The following is a 26,841-nucleotide window of genomic DNA, read 5'->3' as shown; positions in this document are numbered from 1 at the left end:
TACTGTGTTTAAAATACTCGTGGTCTGAATGGCTCAGAAGAACGAAGCATGCATGAGGGAGAGAAAGACGTACCGGCTATTCGAGAATTACAGCCCACCAAGGCAGACGTATTTCATCACCAGATAATCGTCCATGCCGTAGCGTGATCCTTCCCGTCCCAGTCCCGACTGCTTCACGCCACCAAAGGGTGCAACTTCATTTGAGATAAGTCCTGTGTTGACGCCGACCATTCCGCTCTCCAGGGCTTCTGCGACACGCCAGATACGTCCAATGTCACGCGCGTAGAAATAGCTTGCCAAACCAAACTCGGTGTCATTGGCCATGGCAATGACATCTTCGTCCGTTTTAAAACGAAACAGCGGTGCCAATGGACCAAAGGTTTCTTCGCGGGCAACCAGGCTATTGACACTGATATCCGCTATGACTGTCGGCTCAAAAAAAGTTTTTCCCAAAGCATGGCGTCGGCCACCGGTCAACACGCGGCCACCATGGGCCACGGCATCGGCAATATGTGATTCAACTTTTTGTACCGCTTTTTCGTCAATCAAGGGCCCCTGATTGACTTCTGCCTGCATGCCATTTCCTGGGCACAGTTTTTCTACGGCGATTACCAGCTTGGCGGCAAAAGCATCATATACGCCATCTTGCACATAGATGCGATTGGCACATACACAGGTCTGCCCGGCATTGCGGAATTTGGATACCATTGCCCCTTCTACTGCAGCGTCAAGATCAGCATCGTCGAACACGATGAATGGCGCATTTCCTCCCAGCTCCAGAGACAGCTTCTTGATCGTCTGTGCACTTTGCTGCATCAGCAGCCGGCCAACTGTAGTTGAACCTGTGAAGCTCAGTTTTCTGACTATCGGATTGCTGCACATCTCTGCACCGATTTCTTTGGGTGTTCCGGTCAGTACGCTAAACACGCCGGCAGGCACACCTGCACGATGCGCGAGTTCTGCCAGTGCCAGGGCAGAAAAAGGTGTTGCTTCAGCAGGTTTGACCAGCATGGGGCAACCTGCGGCCAACGCCGGGCCAGCTTTTCGTGTAATCATCGCTGCGGGGAAATTCCATGGTGTGATCGCCGCACAAACACCAATCGGTTCTTTTTGTACCAGCAGGCGGCGATCACTCCAGGGTGACTGCAAGGTATCGCCACTTACACGCTTGGCTTCTTCGGCAAACCATTCTATAAAAGAAGCGGCATAAGCGATTTCACCTTTTGCTTCAGCAAGTGGTTTGCCTTGCTCGGCTGTCATGATCAGGGCGAGGTCGTCCTGGTTGGTCAACATCAGATCGTTCCAGCGACGTAAAATCGCACTCCGCTCTTTGCCCGTTTTTTTTCGCCATGCTGGCCATGCATCCTTGGCTCCTTGAATGGCACGCCGGGTTTCGGCAGTGCGCATCCGTGGAACATGACCTAGCAGCTCACCAGTTGCCGGATTATTGACTGCAAAAACACTGCCATCGTCAGCATCACACCAATTGCCATTCAAATAGGCTTGCTGACGCAGTAGTGTCGGATCTTTAAGCTGTAACATGATTTTTCCTGGTTAAAATTTTGCGGCAGCCTTGTTGCGGCCACGTAGCCACTCCAGTGCGAGTAGCAGACAAGTTGAGAATACGATCAGTATCGTTGCCAGTGCAGCGATGGTAGGACTGATATTTTCACGGATGCCAGTAAACATCTGACGTGGCAAGGTTGTTTGCTCTGGCCCTGCAACAAACAAGGTGATCACGACTTCATCAAAGGATGTGGCAAAAGCAAACAGGGCACCAGAAATCAAGCCGGGCGCTATCACTGGCAAGGTAATGCGAAAAAACGTCCTGAGCGGACCTGCTCCCAGGCTGAGGCTGGCACGCACCAGATTGTGATTGAAGCCCTGCAAGGTTGCCGACACGGTAGTGACGACAAACGGCGCACCCAAAGCGGCATGGGCAAATACCAGCCCGGTATAGCTGTCCGAAAGCCCGATCTGGGCAAAGAATAAATACACGCCGACACCTACCACGACCACCGGCACCACCATGGGTGAGATCAGGATAGCCATCAACAATGCCTTGCCAGTAAATGCAGCTTTATTCAGTCCCATTGCGGCCAGCGTACCTAATACTGTAGCAATAACGGTGGCCAGTGGTGCAACGATGAAACTGTTTTTCGCCGCACGCATCCATTCATTTGAGTGAAAAAGATTTTCATACCAGCGCAAAGAAAACCCGGGAATAGGATAGGCCAGAAATGTACTGTCCGAGAACGACAAGGGGATGATGACCAAAATTGGTAACACGAGAAATAGCAAGGTCAGCAGATTTGTCGCTCGCAGGAAAATGAACCACATACGTTCGATCAAGGATGCATGGGGAGGAAAAAGTGGCAAAGAAGATTTCATCAGATCATTTCCCTTACGAAGCAACTTCAGTTTTTGTGAAGCGCAGATAGATGCTATACAACACCAGCGTCGCTGCGAGCAACAGGCTGCCTAACGCACAAGCCATGCCCCAGTTGATTGTCACATTCGTAAAATAGGCAATGTAATAGCTGACCATTTGTTCATTCGGCCCCCCCAGCAATGCCGGAGTGATGTAGTAACCGAGCGCCAGGATGAACACCAGCAAACCACCGGCTGCAACGCCTGGTAAAGTTTGCGGGACGTAGACACGCCAGAATGCAGCGAAAGGATGGCTGCCCAGAGAAATGGCTGCACGCATATAGGTAGGCGGGATTGCCTTCATGACGCTATACAAAGGTAAAATCATGAACGGCAATAAAATATGGGTCATGGAAACATACACACCAAAACGGTTGAAGAGTAATTCAAGCGGTGCCTGTGTCAGTCCGGCTGCCATCAATCCTTTATTGACCAGGCCTTCCGACTGCAACAAAACTATCCATGCCGCAACCCTGACCAGTATCGAAGTCCAGAACGGGATCAATACCAGGATCATGAACAAATTGGCGCGTCGCTCTGACATCAGTGAGAACCAGTAAGCAAGTGGATAGGCGAGAACAAGAGATAACAAGGTCACCACCAGGCTGATGACAAAGGTGCGTGAAAATATTTTGACGTAGACTGCCTGTTCATCATCGACACGTTCGATATTACCCAAGCGGTCTTGCTTCATATCCAGTGAAGCGAGCAGGTAATACGGAGAGTATCGTGCCTTGTTTTTGGCAATGATTTGCCAGTATCCTGCTTGTCTCCATTGTTCATCCAGCGCAATCAGCGCCGGTTTCACTTCTTTTTCTGACAGAGGATGGCCATCGGCATCCAGTAATGGCATGGCACGGACGGTCTTCATGATGACAGAACGTGCACCGGGAATTTCGGAATTGATACGACGTGCCAAAGTGCCGCCTGTATTGCTTTCTTTGGCGATGGTCAGATCGGCAGACAAGGCAAAGTATGCAGCGTCATCCGGTAGATTTTGTTTATCCCATTGGCTGAGGGCCTTCACCGTCTTTGGCAACGTCGATGCCACTTCGGGGTTATCAACTGCACGGACGAGCAATATGGCGATGGGAACGATAAACGTGATCAGCAAAAAAATGGCGAGGGGGGCGATTAATGCGAGTGCAGTGATTTTCTTACGCAACTGTGCTGCGCGTAAGTCGCGCTTTAATTGCGATCGCGATCTTTCGGCAGTAATACCAGAAGCACCAGAAGCAGGCACTATTGCGATTGTTGCTGTGGTCATGTCGGAATGCCTAATAATGTCGAACTAAGTCAAGCGATGTCGCCCATTTCCACGGGCGACATCCATTCTGATAAAAGCGGGGCCTGAATTATTTTGCTGCCCACGCTGCAAAGCGTTGTTCCAGGTCTTCGCCGTGATCGGTCCAGAATTTCAGGTTTTGCTGGATCGCATCCTTGGCGTTATTGCTGGAAGTCGGCAAGTCAGCCAGTGTTTTTGCATCCAGTAATTTCAGTGTGTTGACGTTCACTGGTCCATAAGCGATTTTCTGTGCATAATTTTTCTGCGCTTCAGGCGTCAAGGCATAAGCAATGAATTTTTCTGCGGTTTCCTTGTTGGTAGAACCTTTAGGAATTACCCAGAAATCCAGGTCATAGATGCTGCCTGCCCAGGTAACCTTGAGGTTACGACCTTCACGTTGTGCTGCATCGATGCGTCCGTTAAATGCTGTTGTCATGACGACGTCGCCAGCGACCAGGAATTGTGGCGGTTGTGCACCAGCTTCCCACCATTGAATATTTGGCTTCAGTGCATCCAGTTTTTTGAAGGCACGGTCAACACCAGCCTTGGTCGAGAGGACGTTGTACACGTCTTTGGTTGGAACGCCATCAGCCATCAATGCAAACTCAAGGTTGTAGCGCGCACCTTTGCGCATGCCGCGTTTTCCGGGATATTTTTTCACATCCCAAAAGTCTGCCCAGCCGCCTGGTGCCGACTTGAGTTTATCGGCGTTATAAGCCAATACAGTTGACCAGACAAAGGCACCAACACCGCATTCATGCAGGGCTTCTGGCATGAAGTCAGATTTTTTCCCCAGTTTGCTGATATTTATTTTTTCCAGCAAACCTTCTTCGCAGGCACGGCCAATTTCACCCGACTCAACTTCAACGACATCCCAACTGACTTTCTTTGCTTCCACCATGGCTTTAATTTTTGCCATTTCACCGTTGTATTCGACGGAAACAATTTTGTTGCCAGTTGCGGCCTGGAAGGGTTCCACATAAGCAGATTTTTGCGCATTGCCGTTGGCACCACCAAAATTGACTACGGTAATTTCTGCGGCGTGCGCCAGGCCAGTAGACAAAAGCAGTGAAAGCAGTACAGGTTTTATAGCAGGTTTCATATGGGCTCTCTTAGTTTGGGTTTACAAGGACATCGACAAATAAGTATTTATTATTTTGTGGCGGCAGAACTAGATGAATACGCGCAAGCGTTCCGGGTCAACTGCGAGCGTGACATGTGATCCAGAGCTTAAGTTTGTCAGTGCAGGATCGTTCAAGGTCAGCTTGACGAAGCAATCTTCTTGTTGGGGAAGAGCGCACCGTACGCGCACGTGGTCACCAAAATAGATCAGATCCGAGACCGAGGCCCTGAGAATGTTGTCAAATGAGTTGCCAAATGCATTGTCATGTGCCGCAAGGCGCACGCGCTCGGGGCGTACACAAGCAATCACGTCCTGATTTGCCTGTGCTGCATTGGCATTGATGCCGCGTAGTATGCTGCCGTCTGGAAGGGCAACCTCGCAATTGCCGTTGTTGCTGGAGACGACGCGAGCTTTGAATTTATTATTGTCTCCGATGAAACCGGCTACAAACTGGTTTTCTGGGTATTCATAGAGGTGATCTACCACTGCCAGTTGTTGAACGATACCTTGATCAAAAACGGCCACCCGGTCTGACATCGTCAGTGCTTCGCTCTGATCATGTGTGACGTAGACGAATGTCAGCCCCAGGCGATGATGCAGCGCCTTCAATTCCAATTGCATGTGCTCACGCAATTGCTTGTCCAAAGCCCCCAGGGGCTCATCCATGAGTACCAGTTCAGGATCAAAAACAAGGGCACGTGCCAGTGCAATACGTTGCTGCTGTCCACCAGACAATTGTGCAGGATAACGGTCGATGAATTTACCCATTTGCACCATATCCAGTGCCTTCCTGACTTTGTCGGCGCGGCTGCTGGCATTCATGCCACGCACTTGCAGCGGGTATGCCACATTTTGCCCAACGGTCATATGTGGAAACAAGGCATAGTTTTGAAACACCATGCCGATATTGCGCTTATGGGGGGGCACTTTGTTCAGCAGTTTGCCACCCAGATAAATTTCTCCGCCAGTAGGAAATTCAAAGCCGGCCAGCATCATCAGGCAGGTTGTCTTTCCTGAACCTGAAGGCCCAAGCAAAGTAAGGAATTCTCCTTTGCGGATATTCAGGTCCAGGTGTTTGACGACCAGATTTTCGCCATCATAGGTCTTTTGCACACCGCGAAAAGCCACTAGTGTGTCTTGCCCGTCGGTCGTTGTATTTTCCTGTTCCAAGCTATGTCCCCCTGTATTTGTGTTTTCTGCTTTTTTCTGACATCAACAGGTGCTGCAGAAAATATGCTGTAGCACCTGCTTACCTGAGAAATCAGGCTTGCTGCATCGCCTCGGCGAGTATTGACAGTGCTTCGTCCATCAGCTCATCGGAAGTCGTCAATGGAAACAGGAAGCGGATGACGTTGCTATAAGTACCGCAAGTGAGCAACAGCAGGCCTTTTTGCAGTGCCAGGGCCTGCACTCGCTTGGTGAAATCCGCATCAGGTTGAGCACGAACAGGGTCATTAAATTCCACGGCAACCATGCCACCCAGTCCGCGTATATCAGCAATGTGGGGCACTTTGGTACGCAATGAATTCAGCTTCTCTTTCAAGCGGTCACCCAGTATTTGTGCACGTTCGCATAATTGTTCGTCTTTGATGACCTGCAATACGGCCAGGGCCGAAGCAATGGCCAGAGGATTGCCTGCATAAGTGCCTCCCAAACCACCAGGTGCTGGTGCATCCATGATGTCGGCCCGGCCACATACAGCAGCAAGAGGCATGCCACCAGCCAGGCTTTTAGCCATGGTCATCAGGTCGGGAGTCACTGCGTAATGTTCCATTGCAAACAGTTTTCCGGTTCTGGCAAAGCCGGTCTGTACTTCATCTGCAATCAATAAAATCCCGTGCTCGTCGCATAATTTACGCAAGGCCTGCATGAAGTCGAACGGGGCAGCATAGAAACCACCTTCGCCTTGCACTGGTTCCAGAATGATGGCGGCGACACGCTTGGGATCAATATCGGCCCTGAACAGTGCTTGCAAGGCCGCCAGGGAATTGGCCGTAGTGATGCCGTGTAATTCGACAGGGAAGGGCACGTGATAGACTTCAGACGGCAGGGGGCCGAATCCCAATTTGTAGGGCGCAACTTTACCTGTCAGTGCCATGCCCATCATGGTGCGACCGTGAAAGCCACCGGTAAAAGCGATTACGGCAGAGCGGCCTGTGGCAGCCCGTGCGATTTTGATTGCATTTTCAACTGCTTCGGCACCGGTCGAAAATAATGCTGTTTTCTTGGCATGGGTACCAGGTGTGAGCTGATTGATCTGTTCAGCCAACTCTATGTAACTCTCATAGGGGACGATCTGATAGCAGGAATGTGTAAACTTTTCCATCTGCGCCTGAATCGCGCTGATCAATCTTGGATGGCGATGACCTGTGTTCAGAACGGCAATGCCAGCGGCAAAGTCTATATAGCGCCGGTTTTCGACATCCCAGAGTTCTGCATTTTGTGCATGCGAGGCATAAAATTGACACATGACACCAACACCGCGTGGTGTAGCGGCTTCCTTGCGTTGCTGTAAATCGACATTCTTCATATATTCATTTCCCTGTTCTAGAGCAATACGTCTGTGACGACTAAGTGATGGCTCATATTAAGGTCGATCTGGTGCTATCTTATATATCCACTTTTGATTATTTGATGGAGCCACTTTGCGGAGGTCAATTGGTGCTATCGTATAAATCGTATGTATTCAATCCCGACTATTAAATGGTGGTATTTTGCGCATCGCCTCTTTGCCAGACTTTTTGCTGCAGCGTATAGACCGCGCCAATGGTGGTCCGGTCAATCGCCAGATTTACCAGGTTATCCGTGAAGCGGTGTTATCTGGCAGCCTGCCTGCGGGTCTGCAAATGCCATCGTCCAGGGATTTATCCAAAGAATTGAAGATGTCGCGCAATACAGTCACGTATGCGTATGAGCAATTGATTGCAGAGGGCTACCTGGAAACCAGACGCGGAGCTGGCAGTTTTGTTGCCGATACCGTTTCCGATCAGATCGCTACGTTGTTCCCGCACAACAAAGCAACTGCCGATATGGGGGATCAGCAAATTGGTTCGTCAGGCTTGTCACATCGCGGCAAGCAACTATTGCAAAAAGCCGGGGTCAGTGATTTGCAGTGGGGCGCGTTTATGCCTGGTGTGCCGGATGTCACGCTGTTCCCGAATAAAATCTGGAGTCGTTTGCAAAATAAAACCTGGCGACGCTCACGCGCTGATTTGATGACTTATGGAGATGCTGGTGGCCACTTTCCATTGCGCGAAGCTATTGCAGACTATCTACGGGTTGCCCGATCTGTTAACTGCAAAGCCGGGCAGGTGTTGATCACGACAGGCATTCATCAGTCCATTGACCTGATCATGCGCATGCTGGGTGAAAATGGTGACCGGGCCTGGCTGGAAGATCCATGCTACTGGGGTACGCGTAGCGTCTTGCAGTCACAAGGGATACAGCCTGTGCCGATTCCTGTCGATGCAGAAGGCATGTGTTTGCATCCCAAGGATTTGCAATTGCCACCTCGTTTCATTGTTGTTACACCATCACATCAATATCCTCTGGGAACGGTGATGAGCCTGTCGCGGCGACGCATGCTGCTGGAATATGCGGCTGCCAAACAAGCGTGGATCATCGAAGACGATTACGACAGCGAATTCCGTTACGGCAGCAGGCCATTGGCTTCGCTGCAAGGCATGGATGTGAATGATCGCGTGCTGTACATGGGAACGTTCACGAAAACACTATTCCCCGGCCTGAGAGTAGGATTTCTGGTGGTGCCAGAAAAACTGGCAGACGCTTTTGCAACCGGACACTCTGAACTGTATCGTGGCGGGCAAATGTTTATCCAGGCTATCTTGTCTGACTTCATGCGGGAAGGGCATTTCGCTTCTCATATACGGCGCATGCGACTGCTTTACGCAAAACGCCTGAACCTCTTGCAGCAAGCCATTCAACATCATTTTGGTGATCAGCTTCCTACCGGTGGTGGCGAAGCGGGATTACATCTTGCTCTGGAGTTGCCTGCAGGGGCTGATGATTTCGCCATCAGCCGGGCCGCCCGTGCCATTGGCATCGTCGCCCGTCCTTTGTCTCGCTACTACATGCATAAGGCAACGGCGAAGCCCGGCCTGCTACTGGGTTACGCCTGCGTTCCTGATGATCAGATACAGCCAGCTTTCGATAAACTCGCGCAGATCATCAAAGAGCATTGGCCGACAACATAGTCAGGGCATGCCTGATGAAGTTCTGATCGATAGCCCAAAGACAGCCAGTCCACCCAATGCCAGCAATGCGCCCAGCCAACCGGTTGAGGTCCAGCCATATCCCATCGTGATGACAGCGCCACCCAGCCATGCGCCAAGTGCGTTTGCGACATTGAAGGAGGAGTGATTCAAAGCGGCAGCCAGAGTCTGCGCGTCACCTGCCACGTCCATGAGGCGTATTTGCAAGGCAGGCCCGATAGCGACCAGGGTACCGAGCAAAAATATCCAGATGATTGCTGATACGGTATATGCCATCGCGAAAGAGACACCGCCTAAAACCAGCGCATTCCACAACAGCAGCCCAGCGATAGCACGCAGCAGGTTTTTATCTGCCAGACGGGCACCCAGCATGCTGCCAACCACCATGCCAACGCCAAACAGTGACAGTATCAAAGGGATGACGCCAGCAGACAATTTGGTGACTTCAGTGAGTATGGGTTTGATGTAACTGAAGACGGCAAACATGCCACCAAATCCTACCGCACCTATGCCCAATGTGAACCAGACCTGCTTGTTGGCCAGTGCACCCAGCTCACTTCCGGGATTTGCATTTTTTGTTGCGGGCACATCCGGTATGGCGAAATACACCGCGACACTACTGAGTAAAGCCAGGGTGGCGACAAAAACATAAGCAGCCTGCCAGCCCCATGCTTGCCCTAGCCAGGTTGCAGCAGGTACGCCAAGCAGGGTAGAGCTGGTCAGGCCCAAAATGACCAGCCCTACTGCCGTCGCACGTTTTTGCGGGGCCACCATATTGGCGGCGACCAGCGTGGCGACACCAAAGTAAGCACCATGCGGCAGGCCAGCGATAAAGCGCACAATATTCAGCGAGAGAAAATCTGTAGTCAGCGTTCCGGCAAAATTACCTGCTGCGAACAGCAATATGAGCGCGATCAACAAAGTCCTGCGCGGCCAACTGGCTGTCAGCACGGCAAACATCGGTGCACCGATGACCACGCCAAAGGCATAGGCACTGACGACATGGCCAGCCTCTGGTATGGATACGGCAAGATCTTGTGCCACTTCCGGCAGCAAGCCCATCATGGCGAATTCGCCGGTACCTATGGCAAATGCACCCAGGCCCAGCGCAGTCACTGCATATAAAAATCTGCGCTGGGTGCTTTCAACAGTTTTGACATTTGCTGATGCTGTTGTGGTCTGCATTGTGTTGGACATGATGGGCAATCAGAGGGAAATTAATTGGCGACGGTGAAACGCTTCTGGATATGCTTCGGCGCTTCCAGCTCATCCACGATAGCAACTGCCAGATCCTGTACAGAAATGCCCGCTGGTGCATCAGCAAGGCCAGGCAGCAGATTGTCTGCACCTACCCGGTATTGCCCGCTACGCTCACCGGGAGCCAGGCCTATAGGTGGTGACAGGAAGGTCCATTCCAGTGTGTCTTCTTTCTTGATGAGATTCAGGGCTTCCCTGGCTGCCAGTGCGCCTTGCTTGTATTCGGCAGGGAATCCCGGTGTATCTACCAGTTGCACACCAGGTGCGACGAACAGACTGCCTGCACCACCGACGACCAGCAGACGCTTGACGCCTGCCTGTTTGATGCCGGTAAAGATGGCTTGTGTACCCTGCAAGAACAGATCGTGGATTTGCGCTTCGCCCCAGCCCGGGTTGTAGGCGCTGACCACGGCGTCTTGCCCGGCCACAGCCTGTGCTACCTGCGTTGCATCCAGTACATCTGCCTGCACCACGGTAAGCCCAGCTTGCGCTGCTATTTTGGAAGGGGTGCGTGCCAGCAGGGTGACTTCATGGCCACGGCTCAGCAATTCTGCCAAAACGGGTGTGCCTACAAAACCGGTGCCGCCAATTAATGCGATTTTCATTTGAAACTCCTTTGTGTGTATGCTTAGTTTGTGATGCATAGTTTGAATGCTTAACTATTTCTTGAATAGATAGTTAAAATCGCTAACACTGTGAAGCTGTACTAACAAATTGATGGCTTGTCTGGAGTGAAGATGGAACAGTACAAGCGCATGGCCCTGTTTGCCGAGGTCGTCACCGCAGGTTCGCTGACCAGTGCCGCCCGCAAGCTGGGCATGACGCCGTCTGCAGTCAGCCAGCATTTGCGGGCGCTGGAATCTGACCTCGGTTTGTCCTTGCTACATCGTTCAACACGCAAACTGACGCTGACAGAAGCAGGTGCGCGTTACTTTGAAGGTTGTGCTGCCATGGTGGCGGCTGCCCGTTCTGCCGAACAGGCACTGGCCCGCCACAGGGATGAGCCGCAGGGTGAATTACGCATTGCCGCGCCTATAGGTTTTGGTGGCATGCTGGCGCAAGCGCTGGCTCCACTACAAAAATATCCCAAGCTGAGCTTGTGCCTGCTGGTGGATGATGCCGTGGTTGACCTGATTGATGAGCGTATAGATATTGCGCTACGGGTCGGAAACTTACCTGATTCCAGCCTGGTGGCACGCAAGCTGGGCAGCATGCCTGCCCAGCTATGTGCAGCGCCGTCCTACCTGAATCAGCATGGCTGGCCGCAGCACCCTCATGATCTGGAACAGCATGTCTGGCTGGGTGGCGCGTCTACCCGTCATTTGCAATTGTCCGGGCCAGACAAGACCAGCATTGAAATGAAGCTGCCAGTCAGGATCAGGGCTACGCAAGTCACGGCCCTGCATGCGCTATGCCTTGCAGGCTGGGGGATCAGCATTGCGGTGAGTGAAGATGACCACCAGGCTTTGGCGAATGGCAGCCTGGTACCGGTCTTGCTCGACTGGAAATTGCCTGACCTGGTGATGCATGCAATTACGCCGCGTCGTGATGAGCAGCCAGCCAAGGTACGCCATGCCTTGGCCTTGTTGGCAGATCATGTCGCCAGATACGCAATGTGAGAGGTAGCTGTGCGTGCATCAGCCAAATGGAAAGCGCGCCAGAAAACCAAAATCTGCGCCAGCCTCAGCTTCCACGAACAGGGCAATGCCGTCAATGGTCAAGGGCTCTGACAAAGTGAAATGCTGGACTGCGGCAGCATGCAGACTGTCTGCAATTGCCCCTGCATCCAGCTTGTCAGTCAGCGTCATGTGGAAGCGGAATTCTTCTGCCGTATACGGATAGCCCCATTCCAGCAGCAAGTCGTTTTGTCGGACGGTCAATGGGATTTTCTGACGGCGCGCCAGTTCGGCCTCGCTCATGGCAGCACGGAAATGATCGAAGTGGCGGACACAGTTAAAGGCAAAGTCGTTCAGCAAAGTCTGGTCGCCAGTAGCTCGCAAGGCCAGGAATTTACCCATCCATTGCACTTGTGGCGCGTGTATCTTGATGATGTTTTGCTGCGCGCAAAATTCCTGCAAGGCCTGGCACAAGTGAGCCTCGCTCAGGCCATCAGCAAGCTGGAAAGGTGCTTTTAGCGTGGCATGAAAACCATAGCGGCGCGCATCGCTGGTCAGTTGCCCTTGCAAGTCTGCATCCAGCTTGGCAATGGCGGGCTGGGACAGTAACTGGCCGCTGGCTGCATCGCGTCCCAGCCAGTTACTCCCTTGCTGCCACCATGGACCATCGGGAGCAAAATACAGGGCATATCTTGTCATGCCATGTCCTGTGCCGATTAATTAATCGGCTACCTGATCCGTAGGGAAGCGCAAGGAATCCCGTAGCAAGAAGCCCATCGACATATTCATGTTGACGTTTTTAGGTGGTATTGGTTTGGTAAACCACTTTTCGTAGATACGGTAGATTTCATTCTCATGAATGAGTCTCAGCATTTCGCTATCAACGATCTTCTTGAAGCCAGGATCATCCTTGCGCAACATGATGGAGTAGGGCTCGATCGACAAAGGGTCGCCAACGATGGCAAACGAAGCTGGTGCCTTGGATTCTGCGCGCAGGCTGTACAGCAACACATCATCCATGGGGAAGGCATCAGCCTTGCCTTCTTCCACCATCTTGAAAGAATCCTGGTCGCTATTGCCTTCCACCAGTTTGATATTCAGTGAGCTGGTGTCATTCCTGTCATTCAGCAATTTGACGGTCGTGGTGCTTTTGGTGGTGACGACGGTGCGGTTTCGCAGTTGCGGCCAGTTCTTGATGCCGCTATCGGCTTTCACCAGAGCGCGTACGCTGGAAAAGAAATGCGGGATGGTAAACGCCACTTTCTTGCGTCTTTCTGCATTATTGGTGGTGCTGCCGCATTCCAGATCTATCTTGTCTTCCAGCAGGGCAGTAAAGCGGGTGGTAGAGTCTACAGAGTAAAACTGTATCTTCATGGCCGGCATTTTGAGTTCTTTTTTGATGGCGTCTGCCACCTTCAGGCACAGGTCTACCGAGTAACCGAGAGGCTGCTTGTTTTCATCCGTATATGAAAATGGTGCGGTTTCACGGATACCTATCACCAGGGTCTGGGTTTTGCGTATTTTGCCTATCGTATCGCCTGCTTGTGCCAGCAGGGGCAAGGCCAGGCACATCATGGCAGTCATGCCACCAATTGCTTTTCGCATCATATTTTCCACCCGTTATTTTGTGATTAACATCGTGAGATCAGGCCTTTTACTAGTCGACTCTAACAGTCATGGTACAAGACAATGTATGAAATTGAAGCGCATCAGCTAAACAAGATTTAGTAAAAAAGGTAAAATTATATTGCGCAATCGTGATGTTTAAGCTAACAAGATGTGTTCTTGATATGCGTTGCTGACAAGCCTGCCAGTCTGCTTTGCTTGTCTGGCTCATTGGCAAAATCATGCTAAGGTGACGGTATCCACACAGTTTTTCATCACCATGAATTTTCCATCTGACTCCAGCTCAATTTCCAAGACATTGTTAACAATACGCAACGCCCGTATCGTCAGCGCTGACAGTGTGTTTTCAGGTTCCATGGTCGTCAGCCAGGGCAAAATCACTGGATTGGCTGATGGTGTAGCCGGATTGGCAGGCGAAGACTGGCAGGGCGATTATTTGTTGCCCGGCCTGGTAGAGCTACACACCGACAATATGGAAAAGCACCTTATGCCACGCCCCAAGGTGCACTGGCCCGTCATGCCAGCGATACTCGCGCATGATGCACAAATCGCTGCGGCTGGCATTACCACGGTGCTCGATGCGATAGCGGTGGGTGACATCGACCCAGATAGTGTGCGCATGCAAACCCTGAAACCCTGTGTAGATGGTCTGCGTACTGCCGAGCAGGCTGGCTTGTTACGTGCCCAGCATTTCCTGCATATGCGGCTGGAACTGGCAGAGCCGGATTTGCTGCACCTTTTCTCTCCCTTCCTGCAGGACGAAAGACTCAAGCTGGTGTCGCTGATGGACCATACGCCCGGCCAGCGCCAGTGGACAGACCTGGCACATTACCGCGTCTATGTCACTGGCAAGCGGGGCTGGAGTGAGCAAAAAGTCGACAAGATGCTGGGCATCTTGCTGGAGCGCCAGCAACGCCACGTGGCCGAGAATCGCCAGCTCGTCATACGACAATGCCAGCAACATGCGCACCCTATCCCGCTGGCTTCGCATGATGATACGACCGCAGAACATGTGCATGAAGGCGTGGCTGATGGCGTCAGTATTTCAGAATTCCCGACCAGCCTGCTGGCGGCGCAGATGGCGAGACAGCAAGGCCTGTCCATCGTCATGGGCGCGCCCAATCGCGTACGTGGCGGTTCGCACTCTGGCAATGTTTCGGCTAGTGAACTGGCCAGGCATGATTTGCTGGATATCCTGTCTTCAGACTATGTGCCAGCCAGTCTGTTGCAGGCCGCCTTCATGCTGCAAGAAGATGGCTATGACCTGCCCAAGGCAATCGCTACTGTCAGCAAGGCTCCAGCCCGGGCCTTGGGTTTGCATGACAGGGGCGAAATTGCAGCAGGCTTGAAGGCAGATTTTATACGTGTGCGCATGCTCGACAAACTGCCAGTAGTGATCGCAGCATGGCGCGATGGCAGGCAAATCGTTTAATTTTACTAGGACTTACGCAAAATTGTCCCAGCAAGGCGTCAGCGACGAAGACAGTACTTTAGTACGACTAGGAGCTGCAACGCAGCTGGGGCGGTTTTGCGTAAGTCCTAATTATTTTTCCAGCACTGCCTGTATAGCACTTAGTGCTTCCAGCGCGCCCATGGCCAGCCCCACGTCCTGGGCATATGGCACTTGTGGCTCACGTAAGTTGATGCGCAGCAGGTGGCCGCCAAAATGGGCATTCATGCGCTGGCTGAAATTACGTACACTGGGCACAGCAGTGCCCGCACCCAGTTCTATCACCAGCGGACGGCGGACTTTGCTGAGCCAGTTGGACTGACGTTCAGCCTGTTGCTGCTGTCTTTGTGAATTCCAGTCTGCATCATCAAACATCAGGATATTTGGCCTGGCCATGCCACCGCAATGCGGGCAGGTCGGTGCGGTATTCATTAGCTGGCAATTGATTTCATCGACTTCCGGCATGAACTGGTCAGCCTGCCAGATACTGTCACGGCAAGGCAGCAGGCATTGCAGGTAATGGATGGAGCCATGGCATTCATGGACCAGGGCCGTATCCATGCCAGCTTGTTGAAAATGCCCGTCGACATTGCTGGTATATACACTCAGGCCATGGGTCTTGGCAGCACCCCATAGTCTGAGTATGTCAAAGCCTGCATGTGGCTGGATTTTGCGGTATAGCGCCAGCCTGTGCCCATAAAATCCCCATGCCTGCTTTGGGCGACGACGGAAAGCTGCCGGGTTGGCTATTTCATAAAATGGGATGGCTTCCTGCCCTAGCGCCGGATAGGCTTTCCAAAAGCCTTCACTGCCACGAAAGTCGGGCAAACCAGAATCCACACCCATGCCCGCTCCAGCCGCAATGACCAGGCTGTCCGCCTGACTGATGAGTTCTGCTGCTTGATGTATCAAATGGGCCGGATGCATGGTGAGCCTTCAGGGTGTCCTTAAATTGGTGGCATTGTTGTATGCGTGCCTGCATAACTGTGCAATTTATTATAATTTCAGGCAAGTCTGCGATAAAAAATGTAAGTAAGCGTGAAAATCTCATGCTCAACACCAGAAGCTGGTGCAAACTATTGCCAATATATAATAATTTATATTCTGGAGACTAAGGTATGCGCACTATTTCTGCACTCATTGCCGGACTTTTTCTGACACTGGCCCTGCCCATGGCTATTCATGCTGAGGAAGCGCCAATACGCATAGGTATCATAGGTCCGTTTACCGGTAAGTCTTCCACCGATATGGGTGAGAGCATACGCGGCGGTGCCAGGGTATTTTTGCAAGACATTAACCAGATCGGCGGCGTCATGGGACGGCGTATAGAATTGGTCGAGCGCGATGACCAGGCCAAGCCTGATGTCGGTGCCGCCATGGCAAAAGAGCTGGTGGAAAAAGAAAAAGTCGTGGCTGTCATCGGTTTTGCCAATACCGGTGTGGTCTTGCAGGCCGCCAAGGTTTTTCAGGAAAGTAAAAAGCCGCTGATTATCAGCGCCGCCACCGGTGCTGCCGTGACCAAGCAATTCATGCCGCCAGCGGTACCAGACAGTTATGTGTTCCGCCTTGCTGGTAGTGATAATTTGCAGCCATCAGTGATCTTGGCAGATGTCATCGACAAGCGCAAACTGACGCAAATCGCTATCCTGCATGATGACAGCCCCTACGGTAGTTACGGCAAGGAAAACCTGCTGGCGGAATTGCAGAACCGTAAAATCACTCCCGTTGCTGTCGAGAGTTTCAAGGTCGGTGATCAGGATATGACGGCGCAGTTGACTAAGGCCAAGCAGGCAGGTGCGCAAGTAGTGATTCTGTATTGCCTGAGCTCGGAAGCTGCCATGGTCGCAAATGGCATGAGCAAGATAAAATTCAATGTGCCACTGGCAGGTTCTTGGACTTTGTCACAACGCAGTTTTGTTGACCTGGCTGCTGGCAATGCTGAAGGTGCGCGCATGCCGGTCACCTTCATAGAAAATGATGCGAGTAGCCGCAGCAATGAATTCGTGCTTAACTACTTTCGCATAAATAATGTTAAATCCATCCCCTCTGCGGTGTCCGCGGCACAGACTTATGATGCCCTCAGAATGCTGACTTTGGCACTCATGCAGGCCAATACTACCGATGGTGAAAAGATCAAACTGGCGCTGGAAGACATGAAGTATGACACCACATCCACGGTCATCTCGCGCTACAAAAAACCCTTCTCGAAAACCGACCATGAAGCGGTAGGCCGTAACATGCTTTTCATAGGTGAAATCAGGCGAGGCAAGGTCGCTTATGCGTATAAGGAAGATGCCAATAACAGTCTGATCTTGCGCACCAAATAAGCCAGTTTTTCTGCGAATTTCCTTCACAAATTTATTTCAAATTTATCTGTCCGCGCCCTTGAAATACTGGTGGGGCGGACGGCAATCGTCGTTGGTTTTTCTTGTAAATCTATTGCCTTGCGACAATTAAAACGTAACCAAATTTAACGTCGATTTCATAGGCATTCAGCTATCCTGTTAACTTTAAGGCATGCCTGCTGGATGCACGTCAAGACCGCGTTATTGGGCTTTTTCAAGTCGCATCTCTTCCAGTGAGCAGTCATGTCTGTAGCGCGTCTTCAATAGCGCACAGCATATTCCTGAACAGGGATTCGCCTTCCGGAAAAAAGATAAGAAAGGTCATCATGAGCAAAGAACAGATACGCCAGGTACTAAAAGAGCATGGCAAATTTTCTGCCAATATGGACGCCCTGGCTGAGGATGCTGACCTGTATGAAGCTGGCATGACATCGCATGCAAGTGTCAATGTCATGCTGGCACTGGAAGATGCTTTTGATCTGGAATTTCCAGACCGCATGCTGAAGCGCAGCGTGTTTGAAAGCATCAATGCTATTCACGCAGCGATAGAAGAATTGACGGCATGATATGGATATCTCAGCCACTCCCTCTCCCATGATATTTGCAGCCAGCCTGGTCGCCAAAGAATTTGCCGCACCCCATGCACAGACTGTCGATCAGGAAGCGCGCTTCCCCATCGAAGCTGTGACGGCCCTCAAGCGAGAGAAATTGCTGAGTGCCTATGTGCCAGTGGCGCTAGGTGGTGCTGGCGTGAGTTTGAGTGAACTGGTGGAAATCGTTGAAACCCTGGCGCGAGAATGCGCATCGACAGCGATGATCTATGCCATGCACCAGATACAGGTGATCAGCATCGTCCGGCATGCCATGGACAATCCCTGGTACCAGAATTATTTACGTGAACTGGTACAGCATCAATACCTGATCGCTTCTGTGACTTCTGAAGTTGGTGTCGGCGGTGAAATGCGTCGCAGTAATTGTGCAGTGGAAGTGGATGGCCAGCGTTTCAAGCTGGTCAAGGACGCCACCACGATTTCTTATGGTGCTCAGGCTGATGATTTACTGGTGACTGCCAGACGTAATCCTGATGCTGCCCACAGCGATCAATCATTGATACTGGTACGCAAGGCAGATTACAAGCTGGAGCAAAAAGGTGGCTGGGACACCATGGGCATGCGCGGCACTTGCAGCCCGCCCTTCCTCATGAGCTCTGTTGGCGATGTGGCGCAGATTATCGATGTCCCCTTTGGCGACATGTCAGCACAAACCGTGGTGCCGGTATCGCATCTGCTCTGGGGTGGTTGTTGGATGGGTTGCGCGGCAGCTGCTGTTAACAAGGCCAGGGCTTTTGTGCGGGGACAGGCCCGTGCCAATCCGGGCACCGTACCGCCGACAGCTTTACGCCTGGCTGAGCTGGTCAGCATGATGCAAAGCCTGCGCACCTCGGTACAAGCTTGCCTGACCGAGTATGAAGCCCTGTCTGTGGCAGACGATGCTGCGGTTGGTGTGCTGACATCGATGGGCTATTCGCTGAAAATGAATAACCTGAAGATAGGTGCAACTCAGGCACTGCCGCAAATCGTCACCAAGGCTTTGTCCATCTGCGGCATCCTTGGTTATAAGAATGATAGTAAATTCAGCATGAGCCGCCATCTGCGCGATGCACATTCAGCTGCCATTATGGTCGGCAATGACCGCATCCTGGCCACCAATGCCAACTTGCTGCTGGTACTCAAAGACGATTAGGAAGGACACCATGTCTATCGATTTTTCTCCTGAAGGCCTGACCGACGACCTGGTCGCTGCCGGGCATATCATCCCCGTAGGTGTACAAGGCATTTTTGGCCGCGGCCCGGTGTTTGAAGATGTGTTGCGTCGTTTTGATGACTATGTCAGCCGCGTGGCAGTGAATGATGGTGCTGTCAAGATGTCTTTCCCGCCTTGCCTGGACCGCAAGGTGCTGGAGCGCAGTGAATACCTGGATTCTTTCCCGCAACTGGCAGGTACCATCTTCAGCTTTACCGGCAATGAAGCCCAGCATAAAGAGCTCATGGAAAATGTCCATGAAGGCCGCCCCTGGACGCATTTGCAAACCATGACAGCAGTCTGCCTGACGCCTGCAGCCTGTTACCCGGTTTATCCCAGCTTTACCGGGACCGTGCCTGCCGAGGGACGTCTGGTGGATATGCAAAACTGGGTATTCAGGAATGAACCTTCACCAGAACCGACACGCATGCAATCTTTTCGCGTACGTGAATTTGTCCGTGTCGGTACGCCCGACATGGTCGTGGCCTGGCGTGATATCTGGTTGCAGCGTGGCCTGGATATTTTAAAGTCCCTGGGTTTGCCAGCCCATTCAGACGTTGCCTCCGACCCTTTCTTTGGCCGTGGTGGCCGCATGCTGGCGGCCAACCAGCGGGAGCAGCAATTGAAATTTGAAGTATTGGTGCCGGTGATATCCGAAGCCAAGCCGACAGCGGTTTGCTCCTTCAATTATCACCAGGACCATTTCGGCAAACTGTTTGATATTTACCAGCAAAATGGTGAACTGGCTCATACCGCCTGTTTAGGCTTTGGTCTGGAACGCATCGTCATGGCCTTGTTCAAGACCCATGGCATGCAGCCAGAAACCTGGCCTCAGGCCACCCGTGACGTATTGTGGTCATGATCTGCTCATGAGCCTGCACGCTTTACATCCGATTGTTACCAGCGACTATCAGCCACATGCCCTGCATGGTGCTGACCGTGCCTGGGCAGAAACCAATTGCTATATCGATGTCTGGATAGAAGTCCTGCATGCGCAGGGGCTGAATCCGCTGGCCTGCCTGCCCATGGTGTTTGCCAATGATTTTGATGGCGACCAGTGGACTTTCTACAAGCCACCGCATGAAGACTTGTTTGCCCTGTATGGCATAGACGTGCAGGAACTCAATGTCTGGCGCGGCTTGCTCAGCAATGCCAGCATACAGCTAGGCCGTGGCCGTCTGGTGCTGACAGAAACAGATTCCTTCTACCTGCCTGATACGGCAGGTACAGATTACCGCACCAACCATGTCAAGACCACGATAGCCATACAGGAAATCGATCTGGAACAGCAAAAACTGGGTTACTTCCATAACAGCAGCTACCATGAATTGCAGGGCGAAGATTTTGTCGAAACCTTCAGGATAGGCAAGCCGCACGATGCGACGTTCATGCCACTGTTTGCCGAGTTCGTACGTCTTGATCATGTACAGAAAAAAACAGATGCAGAACTGGCCGCAATCTCTTTGCCACTCTTGCGCAAATACCTGGCCAGACGCCCGCGCAGTAATCCCGTCAGCCTGTTCCTGCCTGTATTTATCCGCGATGTAGAACAATTGAAAGAAGAAGGTATGGCAGCCTATCATGCCTACGCTTTTGCCTGCCTGCGTCAACTCGGTGCAGGCTTTAGCCTGGGCGCGCATTACCTGCGCTGGCTACAACAACACCAGCCCTTGCAGTTTGAGGCGGCAGCGACAGAATTTGATAGCATCTCTGAACTCACCAAGACCTTGCTACTGAAAACGGCCAGGGCCGTCATGGGTAAGAAAGCCGTGGATCTGGCACCACTGATAGAGCAACTGGCTGTGCATTGGCAGCAGGGCATGGCAGCGCTTGATAACAGTCTGGCTGGCCGGTGATTGTGGATCCATGACACACATGATACTCATTCCCCTGACTGCTGACTGGCAAGCTGTACAAGTCGCTAGCGGCAGTGCGATTTTGCCTTCTGGCTTGCCATCTGGATTACCGGCGCAAGTGCCGGGCACCATCGCCAGCGCACTACGTGCTGCGGGACAGTTTGAATATGGTAAAGACAATTTCGATGAGGTCGATGTCTGGTATTTCTGTGATCTGGATTTGCCAGAAAATGCCGCCTGCCTGCATTTTGAAGGTCTGGCTACGCATGCTGAAGTTTACTGGAATGACAGTATCATCCTGCGCAGCGAGAATATGTTTACTGCCCATAGCCTAGACCTGGCAGCGCTTGCCGTCAGTGGCAAAGGGCGCTTGAGTCTGCGCTTTCTGGCAATGAATACCCAACTGGCACAACGTCGCCCGCGTCCGCGCTGGAAAACCCGCCTGGTTGAACAACAGCAATTGCGCTGGATGCGTACCAGTTTATTGGGGCGCATGCCGGGTTGGTCACCGCCAGTGGCACCAGTAGGACCATATAGGCAGATTCTGCTCGAATTGCAAAGCCCTGCGCGCGTAACCAGCAAGAACATCTCTAGCAAACTTGATGGCGCAGATGGGGTGTTGGAAATCGAATTGACGGTGCAAAGTACGCACGCATTGACTGCCTGTTCTATCAAAATTGGCGAGCAAGACTTCGCATTGAACTGGCAAAGTCTGGGTGGAAACCAATACCGTATTCTTGGTCTATGCCGCATAGCAGAAGTTAAAAAATGGTGGCCGCATACACATGGTGATGCCGCGCTGTATGCGCTGGAATTACAAATCGCGTCTGCCGGGCACATGCAGACCATCGATCTTGGTCATGCTGGCTTCCGCCAGATACAAGTTGACCTGCGCGATGGTGATTTCAATCTGCATGTGAATGATGTGCCTGTATTTTGTCGAGGTGCCTGCTGGACGCCGGTAGATATCATTTCATTGCAAAATGAAGCCATCGACTTGCACCAGATGCTGACATTGGCGCGCGATGCTGGCATGAATATGCTGCGGGTGATTGGCACCATGGTCTACGAGACTGCCGAGTTTTATCAGCTATGTGATCAGCTCGGTATCTTGGTCTGGCAAGACTGCATGTTTGCGAATATGGATTACCCTGTGAGCGATGGCGCATTTGCCGCCAGTATCACGACAGAAGTGCAGCAATTCTTGCAGCGTACACAAGTTTCACCCTGCATCGCAGTGGTCTGCGGTAATAGCGAAGTTGAACAACAGGCAGCCATGCTAGGCCAGCCAGCAGAATTGTGGCGTAATGAATTTTTTGCACAAACTCTGCCAGGACTTTGCCAGCAGTACCGACCTGACGTGCAGTACTGGCCTTCCAGCCCCAGCGGTGGCGTCATGCCCTTCCAACTGGATAGCGGAGTTGCACACTATTTTGGTGTTGGTGCTTATCTACGGCCACTCGATGATGCGCGCCGCAGTGCCATACGTTTTACCTCGGAATGCCTGGGTTTCTCGAACATGCCCGACGATGAACTCATAGACAGCATGTTAAGGAATGGCGAGACACCCGGCCCGCATTCAGCATGGAAACAAGGCATTCCACGCGACAATGGCACAGGCTGGGATTTTGAAGATGTGCGCGATCACTATATGGCGGAGCTATATAAAGTGAATCCCGCCAACCTGCGCTATGCCGACCGTGAACGCTACCTGTCTCTGGCACGCACGACGACTGGTGAAGTCATGGCTAAAACCATCGCTGAATGGCGGCGTGTTGGTTCTACTTGCCATGGTGCCCTGATCTGGTTCTGGCGTGACCTGCGGCCAGGTGCGGGCTGGGGCATTATTGACGCGCAGGGCAAACCCAAGGCTGCCTATTATTATCTGAAGCGCGCCATGGCGACGCTGACCGTGCTCATCACCGATGAAGGTTTGAATGGGCTGGCTTTGCATGTCATCAATGACGGGCCACAGGCATTCGAAGGTGAACTGGAACTGAATCTTTACCGTCATGCAGAAGCACGTATTGCCCATGGCCGTATTGCCGTGCGGGTAGCTGCACATGCGGCAATCAAAGTACAAGACTATGCGCTCTTGCCGCATTTTATTGATACCAGTTATGCCTATCGATTTGGGCCAGCCGGACATGATGTAGTACATGCTGCCTTGTACCACCAAGGTCATGAGCAGGCAATTGCCACCGACTTCCATTTCCCGCTTGGCCATCAATTTGATCAACAGGCGGACGTGGGTTTGCGTGCGCATTGCAGCCAGGATGCTGATGGCAATCACATCTTGCATCTGAGTACGCAAAAGCTGGCACAGGCAGTCACTGTGCAAATTCCGGGCATGCTTCCTGAAGATAATTATTTTCATATGGCACCTGGCAGCAGCAGGCAAGTACGTCTGTCAGTCATGCATGGCAAGTCCATCAGGCCGGGTCATGTGCAGGCACAAAATGCGCTGGCTAACGTCCGGGTGGCTATAGCAAATAGTGCAGCAACGAGTGTCATACTTTAGCGGGGCAGAATTGGCAACACAACAGTATCCAAGCAAAGACATTCTGTATACGCCGCAAGCCTTCTGGTTTGGCGATGCGGCTAGTCCCATGCTGGGCTGGTATCACCCTGCGCGTATTCGTGACGCCGGAGGCAGTCGTCGTTGCGGCGTGGTTCTCTGCCCCCCCTTTGGGCATGAATACATGGTCTCATACCTGGCCTATAAACATCTGGCCATGCATCTGGCAAAAGCCGGGTTTGATGTCTGCTTCTTTGACTATAACAATACTGGCGATGCTGCTGATGTCGCTGGTATTGACAGCGGCCGGGTCGTCCTGTGGCAAGAAAATATACGTCAGGCCGCGACACAGCTGCGGCAGATGGCTGGCATAGAACATATCGCCCTGTTTGGCTTGCGTCTGGGTGGCCTGCTGGCAGCTACAGTCGCAGCCAGCGTTGATGCCAAGGCCCTCATGCTGATGGCTCCCGTCATATCAGGACGCGCTTATGCGCGTGAAATGCTGGTCTTGCGCAGCATGAGTGCTTTGCAAAAAGAAGTCGATCCTGACCAGACTATCGATCCCAATCATGTGGTGACTGATGATGAATTGACTGGGTATGAATTTACCGCCGCCACTCGCAGCAGCCTTGGCAAGCTGGATTTAAGCAAGTTGCCTGCACCCGCCATGCCCGTCTTTTTACAGCAACGTGATGACATCACCGGACAGGAAACAAAGCTGGTGCAAGCCTGGCATCATCATGACCATGCCTTGCAATTATCAGAATTGCCCGGCTATGCCGCCATGATGCGTGAAGATGCACATGACACGCAGGTACCGACTGCAATCTGGCAAGAAATGCAGTCCTGGCTGGCGCGCTACTTCCCTTTACACGAAGCCATCAGTCAAGGTTTGCCTGCGGAAAATCAGATTGCCAGCATGCGTTTTGCCAATACCTTGGTGGAAGAAGAGCTGGTGGAGTTTGAAGGCATGGCTGGCATTGTCAGTCGCAGGACAGGTGCAGATGCGACTGCCATGCCCACTGTGGTCTTGTGCAATATCGGTGCCAATCACAGGGTTGGCAATCACCGCCTGTATGTGACCCTGGCACGTAGCCTGGCCAGTCAGGGCTTTTATGTTTTACGCTTTGACAAATCGGGCATAGGCTATAGCAGGACGACGCCTGAGGACAAAGAAAATGATGTGCATGCGGCATCCAGTGTGGATGACCTGAGCAGCGCCATGTATTTCATGCAGGGTAAATATCATAGCCCCTCCTTTGTATTGACTGGTCTGTGTTCCGGTGCCTACATGGCTTATCTGAGTGCGCTCAGGGATGAGCGCGTCAGCGCCCTGGTCTTGATGAATCAGCTGACTTATCGCTGGCGTGCAGGCGATACTATAGAAGAGCGCAAAAAGGCCACGATCAAGTCCACCCATTATTACGTGCATGCGCTGACCAAAGGTGATACCTGGAAGCGCGTGCTCAAGGGGCAGGTGGATTTCCGCCAGATAGGTGGCAATTTATTCCGCCGGGTAGGCAAGCGCCTGCGCACGCAATGGCAATTGCTGAGTACTCACCTGATGCACAATAATCTCTTCCTTGGTCAGGTGGCGCGTAATTTCAAGAATCTGGAAGCACGTGGTACAGAACTGGTGCTGATCTATGAAGCCAGTGATACGGCAGTCGATGTCATGACCGAGCAATTTGGCAGGCATGCGAAGTTGTTAGGGCAAAGCGAAAGGATACGTCTGAAATTCTTTAATGGCGCTGACCATACTTTTACGCCACGCTGGTCACAGCTGGCGCTGGTGGATTTCATCGGCAAGCATTTGCTGCATCGTTTCAGCTATCGTCAGCAAGATGATGTGGCTGGCGTCACCACACCTCTTTCCCAGACCCAGCATTTTGACGTCGTTGCTAATGTAGTTAATGTAGCTAAGCCTGTTTCTGCAGACGCGGCAAAATAAAGCGCCAGACCACGACCAGTTCAAATATTTCAACGATGATCAGGGCCAGGATTGCTCCCTGTGCCCCCATGCGCGGGATACTGAACGCAGTGATCAGCAAGACCATGCTGAGTGTCACGCTACCGAGAAAAAACATTTGTTTGTAAGCGCCGCCACTGGATAACCAGGACGTACCCACCCAGCGTGCCGCGTTGATGGCAAAATAGCCGCCCCACATCATGACCAGGGGATCGAGCCCGCTGTACTTGGCGCTGATGACATGGCTTTCCAGCCAGGGCAGGGCAAGCAAGAGCAAGGTGACATAGGCCAGCACCACCAGTTCTATGCCAGCAATCGAAAACAGGGTCAGGCGCTTCAAGCCATGCCAGTCTTTTTTTGCCATCAGGCGGCTGGCTTCTGGCCTGGCTACCCTGGACCAGGCTGCCACTGCCAGCGGTATGGGCATGAGCATCAGGCGCGAGGCATTCAAATCGGCAATGGCGGCTACTCCCAGCCAGGCACCAGACAGATAGACATAGCTGTAGTTCGACAACCAGCCGACGATCACCCCTGACACTGCCCAGCGCCCGTGACCGGCGATGGTTTCCTGATGAGCGTTGATGGCCTGGCGGATTTCTTCTTCAGCATGGGCTTCAACATCGGTAGAGGTATGTGCCAGGAAATGCTGGCGACTGGCCAGCGTACACAGGAAGGATGAGGCCGCCAGCAGCAAAAACACGGTCACCAGATCAAAATGCTGGCTGAAATACAGGTAGGCCAGGCCGATGGCAACCAGGCCTACATATAAAATGTCTTGCCGCAGTACAGAAATGATGTCGGACTGGATGAAGCCGACGGTACGGCCATATTCTCGTATGCCATTGCCAAACAGGTAGGCGGCAAATACCGCAGCCAGTATCCAGTTCTTGTTGCTGTAATGTGTTGCCGCTGGCACAAATTCCACAATCACGAAGGCCAGTGAACCCATCGCCAGGGTCCAGACTACTTGTTTGTACCAGTAATGACGCAGCAGGTATTTGCGGGTGTCACCTTGCACAGAAGGGGCAACCGTGGTGAGTGGCCCGGCTATCCAGGAATCGACGATCAGACCAACCAGCAAACCGCCAGCGTACAATTGTCCATACAGACCATAGTCATCTTTTGCCACCAGATTCATGAGCAAAATGCCAATGACAAAATTCAGGGCGCTAAGCATGCCCTGGTCGATGACCGATAATATGGAAGAAGAAAGAAATTTTTTATAAAAACTCATGGGCTTGCACGAGAGAGTCCTGGCTTATGATGCGGGATTGCAATGCGTGAACTGCCTCAGCATATTTTGCAACAGAAACATAACATCAAGACTAGTT

22 protein-coding genes are annotated in these 26,841 nt (G+C 52.2%); 10 read left to right on the top strand and 12 right to left on the bottom strand.

Features of this window, described 5'->3' with window-relative positions; translation table 11 throughout:
* Positions 1-87: 87 nt before the first annotated feature.
* The 6 genes from gabD to ACO0LD_RS08360 form a co-directional block, all read right to left on the bottom strand.
* A complete protein-coding gene (gene gabD, locus ACO0LD_RS08385; RefSeq protein WP_423005625.1) occupies positions 88-1,542 on the bottom strand; it encodes an NADP-dependent succinate-semialdehyde dehydrogenase in 1,455 nt (484 codons plus the stop codon).
* A gap of 12 nt (positions 1,543-1,554) precedes the next feature.
* On the bottom strand, positions 1,555-2,391 hold the full coding sequence (locus ACO0LD_RS08380; RefSeq protein WP_423005623.1) for an ABC transporter permease: 837 nt from the start codon (positions 2,389-2,391) through the stop codon (positions 1,555-1,557).
* 13 nt (positions 2,392-2,404) lie between these two features.
* Positions 2,405-3,697, bottom strand: coding sequence for an ABC transporter permease (locus ACO0LD_RS08375; RefSeq protein ID WP_423005621.1), 1,293 nt, complete (start codon positions 3,695-3,697; stop codon positions 2,405-2,407).
* A gap of 88 nt (positions 3,698-3,785) precedes the next feature.
* Entirely contained in the window at positions 3,786-4,817 is a 1,032-nt protein-coding gene (locus ACO0LD_RS08370; protein ID WP_423005619.1) for an ABC transporter substrate-binding protein, read from the bottom strand.
* Positions 4,818-4,886: 69 nt separating this feature from the next.
* Positions 4,887-6,008 (bottom strand): ABC transporter ATP-binding protein, encoded by a 1,122-nt coding sequence (locus tag ACO0LD_RS08365; RefSeq protein ID WP_423005617.1) that lies wholly within the window; start codon positions 6,006-6,008, stop codon positions 4,887-4,889.
* Between the two features lie 91 nt (positions 6,009-6,099).
* Entirely contained in the window at positions 6,100-7,368 is a 1,269-nt protein-coding gene (locus ACO0LD_RS08360) for a 4-aminobutyrate--2-oxoglutarate transaminase (RefSeq protein WP_423005615.1), read from the bottom strand.
* 184 nt (positions 7,369-7,552) lie between these two features.
* On the opposite strand from ACO0LD_RS08360, the gene ACO0LD_RS08355 reads away from it, so the two are divergent.
* On the top strand, positions 7,553-9,052 hold the full coding sequence (locus tag ACO0LD_RS08355) for a PLP-dependent aminotransferase family protein (RefSeq protein ID WP_423005613.1): 1,500 nt from the start codon (positions 7,553-7,555) through the stop codon (positions 9,050-9,052).
* Here ACO0LD_RS08355 and ACO0LD_RS08350 read toward each other — a convergent pair whose 3' ends face one another.
* On the bottom strand, positions 9,053-10,267 hold the full coding sequence (locus ACO0LD_RS08350; RefSeq protein ID WP_423005611.1) for an MFS transporter: 1,215 nt from the start codon (positions 10,265-10,267) through the stop codon (positions 9,053-9,055).
* Between the two features lie 20 nt (positions 10,268-10,287).
* On the bottom strand, positions 10,288-10,932 hold the full coding sequence (locus ACO0LD_RS08345; RefSeq protein WP_423005609.1) for an NAD(P)-dependent oxidoreductase: 645 nt from the start codon (positions 10,930-10,932) through the stop codon (positions 10,288-10,290).
* A 132-nt stretch (positions 10,933-11,064) separates the two neighbouring features.
* Between ACO0LD_RS08345 and ACO0LD_RS08340 the strand changes: the two genes are divergently transcribed.
* The gene (locus ACO0LD_RS08340) at positions 11,065-11,946 is read left to right on the top strand and encodes a LysR family transcriptional regulator (protein WP_423005607.1); all 882 of its coding nucleotides are present in this window, start codon (positions 11,065-11,067) and stop codon (positions 11,944-11,946) included.
* 18 nt (positions 11,947-11,964) lie between these two features.
* Here ACO0LD_RS08340 and ACO0LD_RS08335 read toward each other — a convergent pair whose 3' ends face one another.
* Together ACO0LD_RS08335 and ACO0LD_RS08330 are read right to left on the bottom strand one after the other, a co-directional pair.
* Positions 11,965-12,642 (bottom strand): DUF1045 domain-containing protein, encoded by a 678-nt coding sequence (locus tag ACO0LD_RS08335; RefSeq protein WP_423005605.1) that lies wholly within the window; start codon positions 12,640-12,642, stop codon positions 11,965-11,967.
* A gap of 21 nt (positions 12,643-12,663) precedes the next feature.
* Positions 12,664-13,551: an amino acid ABC transporter substrate-binding protein gene (locus ACO0LD_RS08330; protein WP_423005603.1), complete on the bottom strand. Its 888-nt coding sequence runs from the start codon at positions 13,549-13,551 to the stop codon at positions 12,664-12,666.
* A gap of 277 nt (positions 13,552-13,828) precedes the next feature.
* On the opposite strand from ACO0LD_RS08330, the gene ACO0LD_RS08325 reads away from it, so the two are divergent.
* Entirely contained in the window at positions 13,829-15,001 is a 1,173-nt protein-coding gene (locus ACO0LD_RS08325; protein WP_423005601.1) for an alpha-D-ribose 1-methylphosphonate 5-triphosphate diphosphatase, read from the top strand.
* Between the two features lie 111 nt (positions 15,002-15,112).
* Here the strand turns inward: ACO0LD_RS08325 and ACO0LD_RS08320 are convergent, their stop codons facing one another.
* Positions 15,113-15,946, bottom strand: a complete 834-nt coding sequence (locus tag ACO0LD_RS08320) for an SIR2 family NAD-dependent protein deacylase (protein ID WP_423005599.1) — start codon at positions 15,944-15,946, stop codon at positions 15,113-15,115.
* A gap of 191 nt (positions 15,947-16,137) precedes the next feature.
* Here ACO0LD_RS08320 and ACO0LD_RS08315 point away from each other — a divergent pair, with 191 nt between their 5' ends.
* From ACO0LD_RS08315 to ACO0LD_RS08285, 7 genes are all read left to right on the top strand, one after another.
* Positions 16,138-17,346, top strand: a complete 1,209-nt coding sequence (locus ACO0LD_RS08315) for an ABC transporter substrate-binding protein (RefSeq protein ID WP_423005597.1) — start codon at positions 16,138-16,140, stop codon at positions 17,344-17,346.
* 344 nt (positions 17,347-17,690) lie between these two features.
* Positions 17,691-17,930 carry an acyl carrier protein gene (locus tag ACO0LD_RS08310; protein WP_423005595.1) on the top strand — a complete coding sequence of 80 codons (240 nt, stop codon included), beginning with the start codon at positions 17,691-17,693 and terminating at the stop codon, positions 17,928-17,930.
* A gap of 1 nt (position 17,931) precedes the next feature.
* Positions 17,932-19,107, top strand: coding sequence for an acyl-CoA dehydrogenase family protein (locus tag ACO0LD_RS08305; RefSeq protein WP_423005593.1), 1,176 nt, complete (start codon positions 17,932-17,934; stop codon positions 19,105-19,107).
* A gap of 10 nt (positions 19,108-19,117) precedes the next feature.
* The gene (locus ACO0LD_RS08300) at positions 19,118-20,029 is read left to right on the top strand and encodes an amino acid--[acyl-carrier-protein] ligase (protein WP_423005591.1); all 912 of its coding nucleotides are present in this window, start codon (positions 19,118-19,120) and stop codon (positions 20,027-20,029) included.
* 7 nt (positions 20,030-20,036) lie between these two features.
* Entirely contained in the window at positions 20,037-21,023 is a 987-nt protein-coding gene (locus ACO0LD_RS08295; protein WP_423005589.1) for a DUF1839 family protein, read from the top strand.
* 10 nt (positions 21,024-21,033) lie between these two features.
* Positions 21,034-23,544, top strand: a complete 2,511-nt coding sequence (locus tag ACO0LD_RS08290) for a glycosyl hydrolase 2 galactose-binding domain-containing protein (protein ID WP_423005587.1) — start codon at positions 21,034-21,036, stop codon at positions 23,542-23,544.
* Positions 23,531-25,492, top strand: coding sequence for an alpha/beta fold hydrolase (locus ACO0LD_RS08285; protein ID WP_423005585.1), 1,962 nt, complete (start codon positions 23,531-23,533; stop codon positions 25,490-25,492). Before ACO0LD_RS08290 ends, ACO0LD_RS08285 begins: the two co-directional genes overlap by 14 nt.
* Here the strand turns inward: ACO0LD_RS08285 and ACO0LD_RS08280 are convergent.
* Positions 25,461-26,744: a lipopolysaccharide biosynthesis protein gene (locus tag ACO0LD_RS08280; RefSeq protein ID WP_423005583.1), complete on the bottom strand. Its 1,284-nt coding sequence runs from the start codon at positions 26,742-26,744 to the stop codon at positions 25,461-25,463. The genes ACO0LD_RS08285 and ACO0LD_RS08280 overlap by 32 nt on opposite strands.
* Positions 26,745-26,841: the final 97 nt, after the last annotated feature.

Source organism: Undibacterium sp. Ji83W (genome assembly GCF_049340385.1).
Taxonomy (GTDB): Bacteria; Pseudomonadota; Gammaproteobacteria; order Burkholderiales; family Burkholderiaceae_D; genus Undibacterium.
This window is presented reverse-complemented; position numbering and strand designations above follow the sequence as displayed.

Bases quoted from the DNA above. Each gene is read 5' to 3' on its own strand.
- gabD (WP_423005625.1), bottom strand. From the start codon at position 1,542: ATGTTACAGCTTAAAGATCCGACACTACTGCGTCAGCAAGCCTATTTG.
- ACO0LD_RS08380 (WP_423005623.1), bottom strand. From the start codon at position 2,391: ATGAAATCTTCTTTGCCACTTTTTCCTCCCCATGCATCCTTGATCGAA.
- ACO0LD_RS08375 (WP_423005621.1), bottom strand. From the start codon at position 3,697: ATGACCACAGCAACAATCGCAATAGTGCCTGCTTCTGGTGCTTCTGGT.
- ACO0LD_RS08370 (WP_423005619.1), bottom strand. From the start codon at position 4,817: ATGAAACCTGCTATAAAACCTGTACTGCTTTCACTGCTTTTGTCTACT.
- ACO0LD_RS08360 (WP_423005615.1), bottom strand. From the start codon at position 7,368: ATGAAGAATGTCGATTTACAGCAACGCAAGGAAGCCGCTACACCACGC.
- ACO0LD_RS08350 (WP_423005611.1), bottom strand. From the start codon at position 10,267: ATGTCCAACACAATGCAGACCACAACAGCATCAGCAAATGTCAAAACT.
- ACO0LD_RS08345 (WP_423005609.1), bottom strand. From the start codon at position 10,932: ATGAAAATCGCATTAATTGGCGGCACCGGTTTTGTAGGCACACCCGTT.
- ACO0LD_RS08340 (WP_423005607.1), top strand. From the start codon at position 11,065: ATGGAACAGTACAAGCGCATGGCCCTGTTTGCCGAGGTCGTCACCGCA.
- ACO0LD_RS08335 (WP_423005605.1), bottom strand. From the start codon at position 12,642: ATGACAAGATATGCCCTGTATTTTGCTCCCGATGGTCCATGGTGGCAG.
- ACO0LD_RS08330 (WP_423005603.1), bottom strand. From the start codon at position 13,551: ATGATGCGAAAAGCAATTGGTGGCATGACTGCCATGATGTGCCTGGCC.
- ACO0LD_RS08325 (WP_423005601.1), top strand. From the start codon at position 13,829: ATGAATTTTCCATCTGACTCCAGCTCAATTTCCAAGACATTGTTAACA.
- ACO0LD_RS08320 (WP_423005599.1), bottom strand. From the start codon at position 15,946: ATGCATCCGGCCCATTTGATACATCAAGCAGCAGAACTCATCAGTCAG.
- ACO0LD_RS08315 (WP_423005597.1), top strand. From the start codon at position 16,138: ATGCGCACTATTTCTGCACTCATTGCCGGACTTTTTCTGACACTGGCC.
- ACO0LD_RS08310 (WP_423005595.1), top strand. From the start codon at position 17,691: ATGAGCAAAGAACAGATACGCCAGGTACTAAAAGAGCATGGCAAATTT.
- ACO0LD_RS08305 (WP_423005593.1), top strand. From the start codon at position 17,932: ATGGATATCTCAGCCACTCCCTCTCCCATGATATTTGCAGCCAGCCTG.
- ACO0LD_RS08300 (WP_423005591.1), top strand. From the start codon at position 19,118: ATGTCTATCGATTTTTCTCCTGAAGGCCTGACCGACGACCTGGTCGCT.
- ACO0LD_RS08295 (WP_423005589.1), top strand. From the start codon at position 20,037: ATGAGCCTGCACGCTTTACATCCGATTGTTACCAGCGACTATCAGCCA.
- ACO0LD_RS08290 (WP_423005587.1), top strand. From the start codon at position 21,034: ATGACACACATGATACTCATTCCCCTGACTGCTGACTGGCAAGCTGTA.
- ACO0LD_RS08280 (WP_423005583.1), bottom strand. From the start codon at position 26,744: ATGAGTTTTTATAAAAAATTTCTTTCTTCTTCCATATTATCGGTCATC.